This is a genomic window from Bradyrhizobium sp. 1(2017), from assembly GCF_011602485.2.
Lineage (GTDB): Bacteria > Pseudomonadota > Alphaproteobacteria > Rhizobiales > Xanthobacteraceae > Bradyrhizobium.
Map to the genome: position 1 here is coordinate 6,171,679 of NZ_CP050022.2, position 14,839 is coordinate 6,186,517.

The 14,839-nt window shown below is 59.8% G+C and carries 11 protein-coding genes; 5 read left to right on the forward strand and 6 right to left on the reverse strand.

The features are described from left to right. Positions 1-5 precede the first annotated feature (5 nt). The 4 genes from HAP40_RS29365 to HAP40_RS29385 all read right to left on the reverse strand — a co-directional run bounded on the left by HAP40_RS29365 (position 6) and on the right by HAP40_RS29385 (position 7,428). A complete protein-coding gene (locus HAP40_RS29365; protein ID WP_246741256.1) occupies positions 6-2,063 on the reverse strand; it encodes a ParB/RepB/Spo0J family partition protein in 2,058 nt (685 codons plus the stop codon). A 1,194-nt stretch (positions 2,064-3,257) separates the two neighbouring features. Further along, entirely contained in the window at positions 3,258-3,935 is a 678-nt protein-coding gene (locus tag HAP40_RS29375; RefSeq protein ID WP_166814503.1) for an NAD-dependent epimerase/dehydratase family protein, read from the reverse strand. Between the two features lie 213 nt (positions 3,936-4,148). Continuing rightward, positions 4,149-6,704 (reverse strand): ATP-binding protein, encoded by a 2,556-nt coding sequence (locus tag HAP40_RS29380; protein ID WP_166814502.1) that lies wholly within the window; start codon positions 6,702-6,704, stop codon positions 4,149-4,151. Positions 6,705-6,846: 142 nt separating this feature from the next. After that, entirely contained in the window at positions 6,847-7,428 is a 582-nt protein-coding gene (locus HAP40_RS29385) for a TetR/AcrR family transcriptional regulator (RefSeq protein WP_166814501.1), read from the reverse strand. 109 nt (positions 7,429-7,537) lie between these two features. Here HAP40_RS29385 and HAP40_RS29390 point away from each other — a divergent pair, with 109 nt between their 5' ends. The 5 genes from HAP40_RS29390 to HAP40_RS29410 all read left to right on the forward strand — a co-directional run bounded on the left by HAP40_RS29390 (position 7,538) and on the right by HAP40_RS29410 (position 13,247). Next, positions 7,538-8,749: a YbfB/YjiJ family MFS transporter gene (locus HAP40_RS29390; RefSeq protein WP_166814500.1), complete on the forward strand. Its 1,212-nt coding sequence runs from the start codon at positions 7,538-7,540 to the stop codon at positions 8,747-8,749. Positions 8,750-8,880: 131 nt separating this feature from the next. Continuing rightward, entirely contained in the window at positions 8,881-9,870 is a 990-nt protein-coding gene (locus tag HAP40_RS29395) for an LLM class flavin-dependent oxidoreductase (protein WP_166814499.1), read from the forward strand. 108 nt (positions 9,871-9,978) lie between these two features. Continuing rightward, the gene (locus HAP40_RS29400; RefSeq protein ID WP_166814498.1) at positions 9,979-10,413 is read left to right on the forward strand and encodes a cupin domain-containing protein; all 435 of its coding nucleotides are present in this window, start codon (positions 9,979-9,981) and stop codon (positions 10,411-10,413) included. Positions 10,414-11,180: 767 nt separating this feature from the next. After that, positions 11,181-12,590 carry an amidase gene (locus tag HAP40_RS29405; protein WP_166814497.1) on the forward strand — a complete coding sequence of 470 codons (1,410 nt, stop codon included), beginning with the start codon at positions 11,181-11,183 and terminating at the stop codon, positions 12,588-12,590. A 105-nt stretch (positions 12,591-12,695) separates the two neighbouring features. Further along, complete coding sequence (locus HAP40_RS29410; RefSeq protein ID WP_334270724.1) at positions 12,696-13,247, forward strand: NIPSNAP family protein; 552 nt, start codon at positions 12,696-12,698, stop codon at positions 13,245-13,247. A 170-nt stretch (positions 13,248-13,417) separates the two neighbouring features. Here HAP40_RS29410 and HAP40_RS29415 read toward each other — a convergent pair whose 3' ends face one another. Next, the gene (locus HAP40_RS29415; RefSeq protein WP_166814495.1) at positions 13,418-13,807 is read right to left on the reverse strand and encodes a hypothetical protein; all 390 of its coding nucleotides are present in this window, start codon (positions 13,805-13,807) and stop codon (positions 13,418-13,420) included. A 59-nt stretch (positions 13,808-13,866) separates the two neighbouring features. Continuing rightward, positions 13,867-14,799, reverse strand: a complete 933-nt coding sequence (locus HAP40_RS29420; protein WP_166814494.1) for a haloalkane dehalogenase — start codon at positions 14,797-14,799, stop codon at positions 13,867-13,869. Between the last annotated feature and the right edge of the window lie 40 nt (positions 14,800-14,839).

The following is a 14,839-nucleotide window of genomic DNA, read 5'->3' on the forward strand; positions in this document are numbered from 1 at the left end:
ACGCGTCACCTCGACTTTCTCGCGATCCTGACCAGATTATTTCGTTCGGCAAGCGGCTCGGTTTCGTATCTGAAGCGTGGTCGTGGTCCGCTATCAAGTCGAATTCGGCGATAGTAGTTGGCCGCGTAGACAACGATTGAGCTCGCGAACCGCCCAACGAAATCGCATCTAAGAGCTCGATCAATTCCACAATTCGACGCGTCAAATCGTGCTTGAGGTGCCCCGGGAACACCTTCGCGCACAGCCTCGATGATGCCCGCCTTGGTGACCCGGCCCAGATAATTCCGCACCGTCGGCCGCCAATATCCCGTCATGTCGAGGGCGACGGCCTCGGCCAAACGGCTGGCCGCGATCAACGCACGCGGCCTCAAGTCAAATGGCAACTTGACCGCGTTGACCGTCAATGCCGTACAATGGGCGAACAGCGCCATGCGGCTGTCGTGATCGAGTTCGGTTACGAAGTCCCACAGCCTGGCGACGTCTCGCGGCATCTGCCTCGCCCAATTGGCATGGCGATCCGACCACGCCTTGCCAGCCGGAGTGTCCTCGATTCCGGTCGCATGCGTGGCCAAATCCGTCTTCACGGGTTGGATGCCGACCACATGGGCATTGGCCCCGATATAGAAGATTTGGGCGGCGAGCGCGTGCGTAACAGCCACGATGGCAACGTCCGGCTGCTCACTCAGGTTGAGACGCAGCCCCAAGGTGCGATGCGCGGTGAGGTCACGAACGAGGGTGTCGGACAGTCGCTGTTCTTCCTCTTCGTCTTCGTCCTCGTTCTCTCCGCCCTCTCCGTCACCATCGCGCGTGGCTTGATCGTCTCCTTCTCCCTCCTCATCCGAGACCGAAGCTTCGCCTTCCTGTCCACTTTCTGCACGGGATTTGTCGTCCTCAGGACGGATGAAACCGCGCTCGATCCTGATGGTGCCGTCATGATCGAGGATGACGAACGCACCTCCGCGCGCGACATCGCCGGGATCGTAGGCCTGCCGCTTTGCCTCCAGCTGCTCGATTTTGGTCTCCAGTTCACCGAACCGAGCATCCACCTCATCGGGTAGTTCCTCGGCCGTCTGATGCTGTTCGGTCAGCCAGTCGAACTCGGTTTGAGCGGCATGAAGGGCGGACCGATCCTCCGCCGAAAGTTCGACCGGATGCGGGTAGGCGCGACGCATGCCGTGGGCGTGCGGGAAGTCGAGATGGGGCTCGGTCCACTTCCATCCCTCGGTCGCCCGCAAGGCATCCGCCTCGCGGCCAAGCCGTGCCGTCACCAGCAAATCGAGCAGCGCTACGTCTTCGAGATAGCCGCCGCCATCCTCGGTAAAGAGATCGCGCAGGATCGTCCCGCCCGCCTCCACGTAGGCCTCCAGCCCGACAAACCGCGCCCGGCGATCAGTTGCGGCAATGTGAGTTTCGGTGAGGAGACGGCGGATGGTGCTGGCATCACGGTCGTGAGACAGGCGCTCATAAACGCTCTCCTGCCGGCCCTGATCGTCGGTGATGGCAAAGGCCATCAACTGCTCAAGGGTCAGATCGCCGTCGCGATAGAGCTGGACCAAATTTGGGGAAACGGCCCCCAAACGCAGGCGCTGCCGCACCACATGCGGCGTCACCCCGAAGCGCGCGGCGATCTCCTCCGCACCGAAGCCACGCTCCTCCGCAAGCCGCCTGAACGCCTCGAACTGGTCGGCCGGATGCATGTTTTCCCGGGTGACATTCTCGTCCAGGCTGATCTCGTGGGGGTCATTTGCGGTGTCGATGATGCAGCGGATCGTCTCGGTCTTCTTGATCTCCTTCCGCTTCACCCGCAAAAGCTGGGCAAGCCGCCTGCCCTCGCCGATGGTCACGAGATAGAATCCGGTAGCGGCTCCCTCCTCATCCAACTCCGGCTCGACCACCAGATTTTGCAAGATGCCCTTGGCGGCAATACTCGCCGCATAGCCCTCGATCGCCGCCTCGCTGTGCGGCATCTTGCGCGCATTGTTCGGTGACTTCTTGAGCTTGTTGAGCGGAATGAAAACCTCCGCCCCGCTCGCGGGAATGATTTCAACGTGGTTTGCCGACATGATCATTCTTCCTTTTGCTTCCATGGGTGCAAGGCGCACCACGCGCCTGCACCCCTGCCCGTCGGCGAGATCGGGGGTAGCAAGTGCCAGGGCGACCCGAGCGGAGGGGGATCACCCGCCCGATGAGGGCCGCTCGATAGAAGCGGGTCTGCACGGGCGCATGTGAGCCGTTCGAGAAAGTGACGACCCAGCGGTAGCCCGGAAGACCGGGGAGACCGCTCGGGTCGGCGCCGGCGCCAGCCGGCGCTTTACCCTGGCGGGCGCGAGGGGCAGTGCCCCTGAGACTTCGAGCGATGGAATGTCGAGCAAGCCAGCGCAGGCTAAAACTAGCCAATCGAAAACAAGAGCAAGAGTGAGAAAATCAAAAGAGGCACCCGCAGGAGGGTCAGCATAGCGCCGACGCGGTACGCGGCGGGACCCGGGACCGAGTGCAGTCGCGAGACCGGTTTAACAAGGCACCCGCGCGACGGGCAGTGATAGCGGTGCCGCGAAGCGGCAGCCCTTCGTGCGAGTGCCTCCGGCGAGCGACACATTATATCTACTGCTTGCGCGAGGAATCGAAGCCGAAGGCCGAGACGCGAAGCGGTTCGGTTCACCAGAGCCCGGTGCGGCGATTGCCGCACGCGCCCAGATAGAAATAACACAGGAACAAGTTTGATGAATATGAACTTCATCGCGAGCCTTTGTGTTCGCGACGCCGATTGGACTCTAGCGCACTGGAAGATGCCTTTCCGCTCTTCCTTGTGCGTTGCAGGTCGCAAATTTTGGCTTTCGACCGCCATCCATCGCGGTCGCATAACCTCGAGCGCACAGTTCGCAGCCGCTTATCGGAATCCAGACCTCAAGCTCCCTTCGTCGCCATTCCCAGCCATGCATAGGAGGGGTACGAATGGCGGGCGCTGTCCTATCAGGAGCCATTTCGATGCTGATGACGAGTGAACTGGGACGTCGGAAACGGACATTGCACGAATGCGAGATCCATGTGATCCAGGGAGCCGGCGCCATCCACGAATGCGAGAAGCATGGTTGGATGCAGGATCGTGCCGACCGGCATGCGCGGGAGCGCGCTTTTGAGACCGCCTGTCGAGACCCGCCAGCACGAGTCTCCACTGATGAAGCGGTGGCCGAGGTTCGCGGGTGTTGGAATCGATCGGCGATACCTGCCCGGAATGTCCCTGACTAAGCGGATAGCGTCTATTTGAGTGCTTGAGACCTCTGTCTCATCTCCCTGTTTTCGAGATACACGACCCCGTTTCGGGCCGAGCTGCTGATGAACTCTGCGACAAAGGCGCGTCCGATATCATCCTGCTCGATCACGCCAAACCGTCCAGGGATCAGACGGCCCAACCAGGCGACATAGCGTGGCGTGTGAGCATTGCCCGCGATGATTCCGGGCCGAAAAATTGCCAGACGTTGGAAACCGATCGCTTGAACCGTCTCTTCCTTGAGCCCCATGACCCGCACGTAACGAACCCTGCTTTGCGAGGTGCTTCCGACCGCCGATAGCAGAGAAAACTGTGTGATACCTCCAGCCCGGCAACCGCGGGCAAAGTCACCAACCGCGCCGATTTCGAGCGCCTTTAGCTCTTCCTCACTCCACTTCAGGCTGCCTTGACCGACTCCGACACAGCATGCCCCAAAGACAGTATCGCCTTGCGCAATCATGCTCCGGGCAAGCTTGGTGACCTCTGACGGAAACTCGGTGGCCGCCGTATCCAGAACCACCTGCCGCACACGGGCATCAGCGCTCAGGGAAATTGACCTACGATTGACCATCACGACTTCAATGCAGGACGGTTCCGCGGTCAGGGCGCGCACCACCGCAGTCCCCACCTGCCCCGTGCCACCGACGATCAAGACACGAAATGCCATGTCGTCACTCTATCAGCCAAGGTACGTCCTCATAAGCCACCGCCTCGTACACGGCCTCGAGCGGTGCTGCCACTTTTGTGTTGCACTGTCTTAACGACGCTAAGCATTTCAGGCCTGGGCAAGATCGCTTCAGAGTTTACTAAGCCAATTGCCCTTGCAAATTCACGACGTCGAACCTCTGGACGCCAGAGACACACATTCGACCGACGCGGATCATACTTCGCTCAGGATTGCCTGCAGGCGGCGCACCAGGTCTGCGAGACGAAAGGGCTTATGAATCATCGGGAACTCATCCACCGCATTATGCCGCTCCAGTTCGTCTCTCACGTAGCCGGAAGTCAGCAGTATCTTGATGCCTGGCCTTAGTCGCTTTGCCTCGCGGGCAAGCTCGACACCGCTCATTCCGTTTGGCATGACGACATCGCTGAACAGGAGTTCAAATTCCTGGCCGGTTTGTAGCAACCGGAGCGCTTCCGCGGCGTTTCCAGCGCAAGAGACGTAGTAGCCGAAAGTGGTCAGCATTTCGGAAGTTGCCTCCAGGAGATCCTCGTTGTCGTCGACAATAAGGATGCGCTCGGAGCCTGCCGGCATGATTTCAGGCAGCCCAATTTGCTCCTCTGCGTCCGGTCCTTGGGCAGCCCTGGGCAGGTAGAGAGCCATCCTGGTTCCCACGCCCGGCGTGCTGTCGACGACAATGTGTCCTCCGGACTGCCGGACAAAGCCGTAGACCATGCTGAGGCCAAGCCCTGTCCCCTTGCCGACCTCCTTGGTCGTGAAGAAGGGTTCAAACACTCGATCCCGCACTTCGGGGGTCATCCCGCACCCGGTGTCGGTGACGGAGAGCACGACATACTGTCCAGCAAGGCAACCTGCAACCGCGCCCTCCTCCACGACGACATTCTGCGTCGCGATCTCGAGTACGCCTCCGGTCGGCATGGCATCCCGCGCATTGAGCGTCAGGTTGAGGAGGGCGGTTTCCAGCAGCGACGGATCGACGTGGCACAACCACAATCGATCCTCGGTCTGCAGCTTGATCTTGCAGGCGGCTCCGACCGCCTGACGAATGAGCCCCTGGAATTCACCGATGAGCCGGTTAGCGTTGACGAGCTTCGGATTCAATGTCTGCCGCCGCGAAAAGGCAAGAAGCTGCGCCGTCAGCTTTGTCCCTCTATCAATGGCACGCCGTGCGACAGCAGCGAATTGCTGGATCTTAGCAACGTCCCTCGTCATCTCGATGAGTTCAAGGTTGCCGGAGACGACAGTGAGAAGGTTATTGAAATCGTGCGCAACACCGCCCGTGAGCTGGCCAACGGACTCCATTTTCTGGCTCTGGTGGAACTGCTCCTCGATCTGGTGGCGCGCTTCCAACGCAAGCTTGTGCTCCGTAATGTCGCGAAGAAAAACCGCGAAACCCTGACTTGAAGGGAAGACATTGATCGCGCACCAGATATTTTGACGGGGACAGAACGCTTCGACAAAGCCCGGCCGCTGCTCCGACACCGAGTCCTTAACCTCGCGCAAGACCTCCCCATCAAACACGCTTTGAAATACCACCGGCAGCCTCATACCGACGATATCGCGGCCTTCTGCGAAACGCGTCCAAGCTGGCCCATTTGAGTAGGTGACGCGCCAATCCCGATCGACGATGAGCACGCTGTCGTTGGTGCTCTCAAAGATCGTCGTGATACGGGCAGCGGCCTCCTCGGCGATCTCTTTCGCCTTGGACAATTCCTGCTCGCGATGTTCCAACGCGCTTGCCATGGTATTGAACGCGTCAGCAACGTGCGCGATCTCCGAAGTTCCGCTAATGTTTACACGTCGGGCAAAGTCGCCGAACCGCCATTGGTTCGCTGCGTCGACCAGTTGCCCGAACGGGCGATGGATGAACTGCCGGGCGCCCAACGATGTCAGCAGCAATACCAGCGTAGCGCTCAGGATGATCAAGAAGACGTCGCGCAGCGTCTGGCGCTGGATCTCCTGGAACGCCAATGCCTTGTCGAGGCCGAAGTCGACAACAAGTGCCCCCAAACCATCCTGCAAGGCGGAATAGGCTTCGATCCGCTCTACGCCATCGACGTCGACGATATCGGCCGTACCGCCTAGGTCCAACGACTTTCCGCCGGTCATTTTTGTGCCAACGAACCGGTCATTATCAGGATAACGGGCGAGAAACGTGCCGTTGCGGTCCGTGATTGCGAGAGCAGCGCCCTCTGGCACGCCGTTTCGAGCGATGTAGTCGGCGAGCCAATCCAAGCCAAGACTTGCAACGATGACGCCGCCAATCTTGCCATAGCTGGCGTAGAACGGCATCGCAAACTGTATGACTCTTTGCTTGGACGACAGACCTTGTGAATATTCTCCGATCGTAAAAGAGCTGGTCCTGATAGCGCTCGCGAAGTAGGCGCGCTTGGAGATATCAACCGCTCGGCGATCGCCGTCTGTGTGGCAGAATGACAGGCCACTAACGTCAGTGACGATAAGGGTAATGAACGCAGGGAAGCGTGGCTTCATCGCGCCCAGATAGGCATTGCAACCTTCGCGATCCCCCGCCTTGATTGCCGGCAGTTCCGACAACGCGATCAGGACCTGACGAATCCCCTGAACGATTTGTTGCTGGTTTGCGGCGGCGAGCTTGGCCAAGCTGAGTGCCTGATTTTCCACCTCGACCTGACGCGCTTCACGCCGGCCGAATTCGCTGTAGGCCTGGATTGCGACCGCAGGCAAGAGGGCCGCAGCAACAAGCAAGAAGAGGCGTGATAGAAGGGTCACTTCCGAGCCGGCCTGACCCTAAAACACTCGCTCGTCGGAGTTGCTCATCCGACGTCGAATGGATATCGATGCGCTTGGGTTCATGCTGATCCCTTGAGTAACAGCGCTCAATGAGCGCTTGAAGTATGCACGGCAGATATTGCTAGGTTGGCCACCCCCTGAGCGACGTCTCAACGGTACGGCGCAGGTCTGCCCGGCTTGCTCCCGTCTGCGCCGCAAACGCCAGCCCCCAACCGACAACGATCGCAAATAGTGCAAGCGCTTCCGAATCCGTATTTGCCGGCAGATCACCCATCTCCCGCGCTGTCCGAAACCGCGAAGCCAGCCGTTTACGGCGCGCGTGACGAAGTTTCATGAGCTCATCTTGAACATCTGCCTCTTCTGCGTACGCCTGCGAACATTTGACCGAAAGGCACCCCGGTGGATGAGTCTTGTCCGTATATAGGTCTACCAACCCATAGAGCATAGTCTCCACCACCTCGCGCGCCGTGGACTGGCTCAGAGCCTTTTCGTCGACGCGGCCAAGGTACGCTTCATAATAGTAATTGAGCACCTGCCTGAAAAGACCGGCTTTACTGTCGAAAGCAAAATACAGGCTCGCTGGCGCAATTCCGATTTCGGAGGTCAGGTCTGCAAGTGACGTGCCCTGGTAGCCATTCTTCCAGAACAGTGCAGTTGCTCCTTTGATCGCCTCATCGAGGTCGAAGCTTCTCGGTCGCGGCATGTTCCGATCTCCAATTTGTTATTTAGCATTCACTCTATTTGATTGACAAGGGCTGCCACGAAATTTATCGATCACTAAACTATTGAACTCCATCATCTGTGGCTGCCCTATGTCATCTGAAACCGCGCTCCCAGTATCGCTCCTGCGCTATCCGATCGCCACAGCGCTCGCCTTGTCACTGGCTGCCGCCGTCGCTCTCGGCGTCTCCCGCCTGTCATACGGGCTCTTGCTGACGCCCATGCGTACCGATCTTGGCTGGTCTTACTTGTTGGCTGGCTCGATGAACACGGCGAATGCGCTCGGCTACTTCATTGGCGCGCTGGCGGTACCGGCGCTGATGCGCCGCCTCAGCGTCTGGCGACTGTTGGTCATAGGTTCCGTTCTGACCAGCGTATTCCTGCTCTTGTCTGGCGTCGTGACCGACGCCATAGCCCTGATCCTGCTCCGCCTTGGCGCAGGCGCAGCGAGCGCGTCCGTCTTCGTCATCGGCGGCGTTCTCGCGACCCGTCTTGGCTCTATGCACCGCGAGCGGGCCGGATTCTTGATCGGTCTCTATTACGGCGGCACAGGTTTCGGGATCACACTTTCCGCGCTGCTCGTACCGGCGGCACTTTCGGCCGCAGCACGGCTCGGCGGCGCGCATGACTGGCAATGGGCGTGGTTCGCGCTCGGCATCGCGTGTCTGCTCGCAACCGCCATCATGGCGTTGCCTGCGAAGGCAATTGGCGAAATTCCTTCTGATCTGACCACAAAATCCGAGTTTTCCGTGAAGGACTTCGGGTTTGCCCTAGCTGGCTATTTCATGTTTGGCGTTGGTTACATTGCCTACATGACGTTCGTGATCACACTGCTCAAGCAGCAGGGCATGCAGGCTGCAACTATCACCTTGTTCTATACGCTGTTAGGGGTGGCCGTCGTATTGTCCTCGCGTCTGTGGGCACCGATGCTTGATCGCTTCAAGGGCGGCGAATCGCTGGCGATATTCAACGCTATCGCGGGTGTGGTTTCCATCCTCCCGGCCGTGACTTCTGCGGTTCCAGTCGTATTCATGTCTGGGTTGGCCTTCGGGATGGTCCTGCTATCGGCGGTGGCATCGACCACCGTACTGGTGCGGCACAATCTCCCGCAAGAATCATGGTCGGCCGCGATCAGCGTGTTCACGGTAATTTTCGCATTCGGCCAGATCATCGGCCCCGCGCTCGTTGGCTGGATCGCCGACGGCCCGGGCGGCCTCGAACGCGGATTGATTGTGTCGGCCGTTGCGCTGTTCATTGGCGCAGCACTGGCTTCACGGCAAAAGGCGCTGCCGTTACGGAATTGACGTTATCAAATCGCCGGTGGAATGCGCCGCGTGATGACCAGTGAGTCTCTGACTGTCGCACATCTCGAGAGGGACGCTTGCGATGACAGAAAGGTTACCACGCCATTTGCTCACCTTAGAGAGAGACTGCTATGGGTACGCCGCTCCCGATATCTGTCCTCGATTTTTCGCCAATGCGTGACGGCGAGACGGCGAGCGATTCCCTGCGCCGAACCGTCGAGCTGGCCCAGCAAGCCGAGGAGCTGAATTATCGACGCTTCTGGTTTACCGAGCATCATAATGTGCCCCGCTTGACCAATGCGGCACCGGCCGTCGTGCTCGCCCACATCGCCAGCGTGACAAAATCGATTCGCGTTGGTTCCGGCGGGGTGATGTTGCCCAACCATTCGCCGCTGGTTATCGCCGAGCAGTTTGGAACGCTGGCGGGGCTGCATCCGGGTCGGATTGATCTCGGGATCGGGCGCGCCACGGGCGGACCTGGTACGGGCTCTGAGATATTCAGGATGCTACGCAAGCCGTCCGACGCGCGTAATCGATTTGAATTCGACCTCGACGAGCTCCTGACCTTGCTCGATGAGCGGCAGGCGGATGATGCGCCGTACGTGCCTGCCCGTGGCCTCTATCTTCCGGTGTGGCTCTTGGGATCGTCGACATCGTCGGCGGCGATGGCCGGAAAGCTTGGCTTGCCATTCTCCTACGCGACCCATATTGCGCCCGATGACCTGCAAGTCGCCTTGCAGGCCTATCGCACAAGTTTCCGAGCCTCCAAGACCCTGCAACGCAATTACGCGATGATCTCTACTTTCATCATTGCTGCGGAGACCGATGCTCAGGCTCAGGATCTGCTGGCACCGATCCGGCCGATCCTGCTGCAGTGGTTTCGCAAGTCGAGCGTACGAGTGCCGATCGACAATGCCAGGACACCTGTTGTAGCGGCGGCGCCTGAGCAACACCTGCCCTATGCGATCGTTGGCTCACCTGAGACGGTGCGATCTGGTATCGAGGCGATGGTGCGACAAACGCAGGCCGACGAGCTGATGGTCATCACGCTGATTCGCGACCCCATTGCCGCCCGTCGTTCCTACGAGATCGTTGCCCGCGTCTGCAAGGACATCACGTGAGAATCGGCGACATCAACCGTTGGCTTGTAGAAGTTCCGACATCATCGACATGTCCTAGGCAACCCGCGGTGGGGCAATCGTCGCCCTTCCTGCCAATTTGGAGCGAAAATGAAACCTAGTGTCACTACAGAATTTGAAACGACGGAATTCGCAGGAATAGCCGCTAAGATCATCAACCCCTATCCGTACGCGGTCACTGTCCTCGATATGACTATCAAGCCTGGCTTCGGCGCACCGGCTCATATCTCGTCGACCGAAGACAAGCTATTTATCGTGATCGAGGGGCAACTAAGGTATCTTATCGGCGATAAGACCGAGACCGTCGGCCTTGGCACCCGAGTGATAGTTCCAAGGGGCGTCATTCACGGTTTCACAAATATCGGAGTCCGTGACGCACGGCATATCCTTGTGTCTGCGCCGCGCCGCCACGAGGAATTCTTCCGCGACCTGCATAATATACCTGAGCCGCGTGAACAGCACGGCGATCAACTTCCAATCATCGCCGAACGTCACGACCAAGCTATCGTCGGTCCGCTGCCGTAACCATGGCTCCCTTCGATCGCGCGGGTGTTCTTCCTCGAAAGGAGATTCGCCGTTTCCGGTCTGGGCACCGACTCCTCTCTTTGAACCAGTTCAGGGTCGTTGGACACCTGCTTATGCGTTATGCTGCTTGCGATCAGACCGAATCCGCGAAAGCTATCGATCAGCGCATTGAGCAGTTTTAGGTCTGCACGGCTGCGCGCCGTCAGTTGCGCGCCGGTGACGGCGGGCGTAGATCGCCCGAGCCCTTGCTTCACGCTTGCCGGCGGGAACTGAAGCTGCGACGTTTTTGGTCAACCATGCAGCGTTGACATCGGCGAAAGCCTGCACCTCGGCCTTCACCGGTTCAGGCAGATCATCATATTCGCTGACATGAAGCTGCAGAGTCACATACGATTGTCATGCTCGAGCGATCGACGAAAAAGTCCCGGGTAGGCCCGCAGCGCCTTTCTTCGGATCTCCGTCGCTTTTGAAAGAGCTTCGAGGCTCGCCGCCCGTATCTTCCCACTGGCGCCTCACCACCGCGGCTCCGAACTCAACCTTGCCTGAGAAGTGGTGGTAGAAGCTCGCAGCCTTGATGCCGACTTCGACTCCGGTACTAGGAGGTTCAGCCCGCCACATTCGTGAGCCTGAGCCGTCGCCCGCCGCCGTCAGGATCGCTCCCTTGCAGCATTTTCGCCTCGATCACCTCATCGTGTACCTACCAAATGACAGGTAGGGATTGAAGTCCATAATGGGAGGCGCACCTACCAAATGACAGGTAGGATCACATGACTGGTAACATCGTTAGAATGGACGCAACCCGCATCGCCAAGCTGATTGCTCAACAGGAGCTCTCGCCCGTCGAGGTCATGCAGGCGCATCTCGACCGCATCGCGGCGGTCAATCCCAGGCTGAACGCGATCGTGACGCTGGCCGACGGCGCGATGGAAGGCGCCAAGAGGGCCGAGGCGGCGGTGATGTCCGGCGCACAGCTCGGCCCGCTCCATGGTGTTCCCTTTACGGTCAAGGATGGGATCGACACTGCGGGTGTGCTAACCCAGCGCGGTTCGCCGATTTTCAGAGGGCGCGTGCCTGACACCGATGCCACCGTTGTGGCCAGGCTGAAGGCCGCCGGCGCCATTCTCATCGCAAAGACGAACCCGCCCGAATTTTCCTATTCGATCGAGACCGACAATCTTCTGACGGGCCAGACGAACAATCCCTGGAATCTCGACTACACGCCGGGCGGATCGAGCGGTGGTGAATCCGCCGCCATCGCAGCGGGTATGTCGCCACTCGGTGTGGGCAGCGACCTCTCGATCTCGTTGCGCGGCCCGGCCGCGCATACCGGTGTCGTCGGATTTAAAGCTACTCATGGTCGAATGCCGATGACAGGCCACTGGCCCCGGGTGCCGCGCCGTTTCTGGCACATCGGTCCGATGGCGCGTTCGGTTCGCGACGTGGCACTGGCTTATTCCTTGATGGCAGGCCCCGACGGTGCCGACGGCTTTTCAATCAGCTCGCCCGGCCTTGATACAGGGGTGGGCACGAAATCGACCCGTGAGCTTCGCGTGGGCTGGATGGCCTCTCCGGGCTTCTTCGGACCTATCGATCCGGAGGTGGTCGCGACGGTGAAGGCCGCGGTGCAGGCGTTGAGCAATGCCGGCTACCACGTCGAACAGGTCCGGTTGCCGATGGTGGAGCAGACCGATGCGAACAGCGTCCTCTGGCAGCTCCAGCAGATGGAAAGCCAACCCGAGTTCGAGAAGGTCACGGCCGGCCACGAGGCCGAGATATTCAGGCACGCCAAACTGGTTCTCGATGCACCAGATACCCCGATCCCCGACTTCGTCGCCGCCGAGCAGGCTATAGAGCGTCTTCGCGATAGCTTCGCCGAATACTTCCAGCACTACGATGTGCTGCTATGTCCGGTGACACCGTTCCCGGCGACCAGGCATGGTCTCAACGACGTCGTGGTCGATGGCGTGACGGTTTCGCCGTTCCACGTGATGAGCGCGACATCGCCGTTCAGCCTGACGGGAATGCCGGCTCTCTCGATGCGGTTTGGAACGAGCCATGACGGTCTTCCGATCGGCGTGCAGATCGTCTCGTCGTGGCTGGCGGAATCGACGGTGCTCAAGGTCGCCTCGGCCCTTGAAGACGTGAGTCCCGTCCACAATCTTCATCCCGCGATCTAACGCTACGGGGGTGGGGCTCCCCCGCCCCTTCGACAGGAGCATTGAAACATGAGCGAATTCTACGAGCTCACCTCACTTGCCTGCCCGATGCTTGGGACATCGGAGGTGGCAAAAGCCGCGCGGGACTGGGTTGCCGCGCCCGACGCCAACGGCACGCTGTTGGGCTGCTGGCGGACGGAATTCGGTACGCTCGGACGCCTCTTGATCCTGCGCAGCTTCGAAACGCGCGACGCGCTGGATCAAGAGCGGCGCCGCGCGTTGTTGAGCACCAACCCGTTCAACGCCGGGCGGCTGATTTCGGCGCTGGAGATGGACAGCTACCAGCGCTTTCCTTTCCTGCCGCCGCCGCGACCGGGCGTCTACGGCGATGTCTACGAATTCCGCACTTACAAGCTGAAGCCGGGCGGGCTCCCGCCGACGCTCGCGGGATGGGAGGCCGCGATCGCGCCGGCGCGGGACTACACCGCGCATCTGATGATCAACATGTACGCGCTCGACGGGCCGCCCCGCATCACCCATATCTGGGGTTTCGAAAGCCTTGCACAGCGCGCGTCGCTGCGCAGCACCGCCTTCGCCACCGGCGTCTGGCCTCCGAAGGGCGGCCCGGACAATGTCCGTGAGGCGGTCTCGGTCATCGCGATGCCGGAAGACCAATAGTCAGCCGACGCGGCCATTTTTCGGCCAGGCGGATGGCGAGTTGTCACGCCTCGTCGATCTCCAGACTTCTGCTAGGCCGCAGCCGTCCCATCGTCTTGTCAGCGGCGAAATGGCCGGCCTAGCGCCGCGATGAGGATCGGATGGCCTCACCGCGCTAAGCGAGGATGATCTTACCCGGAGGCCTCCGCCGAGGTCCAGTCAGCGGCCCAATTGCCATCGCGTAATATCTCGTCCCCGGTGTGAACCGTGAATTCGACAAGCACTGTGCGTTTGGCGACCTGCAATACCTCGCTGCAAGTATCGACAAGACGCCTCCCCAACTCGAGACGTTGATCAAGCGATCGGCCCCGGCGGATCTCGACGAGCACCATCGTGATCGATTCCAGTCCGTCCGGACCAAGATGGAACAAGTTATCCTCTCCAAGTTCCGCAATCCCCACGTTCGGACGCCACGACTGCGTCTGCATCACCTCGGAATAGAGCCGACACAGACGCGTCGCGAGCTCTCGCTTCGTCTGTGAGGAATACTTCTTTGCCAGGTTCAAATGTAGATACGGCATTTCACGTTTCCTTTTTCAAGGGATACAAAGTCCGCTACAGCTTGATCAAGGCGATCGCGTCAACCGCGCGGCGCACCCCACGCGGCTGTGGTTCGCGCGCTGACGGAGTCAGGCCGCGGCAATCGCTCCACCCAATCCGCAATCGCCTCACCAATTTCGCGGGGAGAGTCTTCCTGAAGGAAGTGCTTGCCCTTTACACGTACTTCCTCCTGGTTTCGCCAGCTTCTGCAGTATTCCCGGATCGAACCGGTGATGATGGCGCCAGGGTCTCCATCAATGAACAGCTTCGGCACTTCGTTGATCGCCATCCAGTCGCCATAGGCTTTCACAGCCTCTGCGGTATCGTGTGGCTTGCCGTCAATGGGAAGTTCTCGAGGAAATGTCAGCGTAGGACGCCGGTCCTCTCCTGGACGAAGATAGGGACGACGATAGGTCGCCCACTCCGCATCGGATAGACGCCGCAGTATTCTCTCGGAGAACGACTTCTCGACAAACAGATTGTCGCGAAGAACGAGCGTCTCGCCTTCCGGCGACCGTAGGCGCTCGAACATATCCCGAACGGACTGATCCATCTCGTTCCAATTGCGGGTGCGTACAATGGTCTCGAAGTAAACGATTCCACGGACTGACTCCGGGTGACGACTGGCCCAGTCCATAGCCAGGGCACCGCCCCAGTCTTGCCCGACAAGGACGACCTCCTCCGTTGCCCCAATTCCTTTGAGGAAGCCTTCAACAAACCGGCGATGCTGCAAAAAGCCATAGCGCATTGGATCGTCGCCCTCGAGCTTTTCCGAGTCGCCCATACCGATCAGGTCCGGTGCGATGCAGCGGCCCTGGGAAGCAACGATCGGCATGATATTGCGCCAGATGTACGAAGAAGCGGGATTGCCGTGCAGGAAGACAATTGGCCGACCTTCGCCGAGCTCAACATACGCCATCCGCTTCCCGTCGACCTCACAGGTGCGCTTGGGCAGTTCATCGGCATTCAACATGGCATATCATCCTTGTCATCGTGGTCGGGCAATCCTTCCT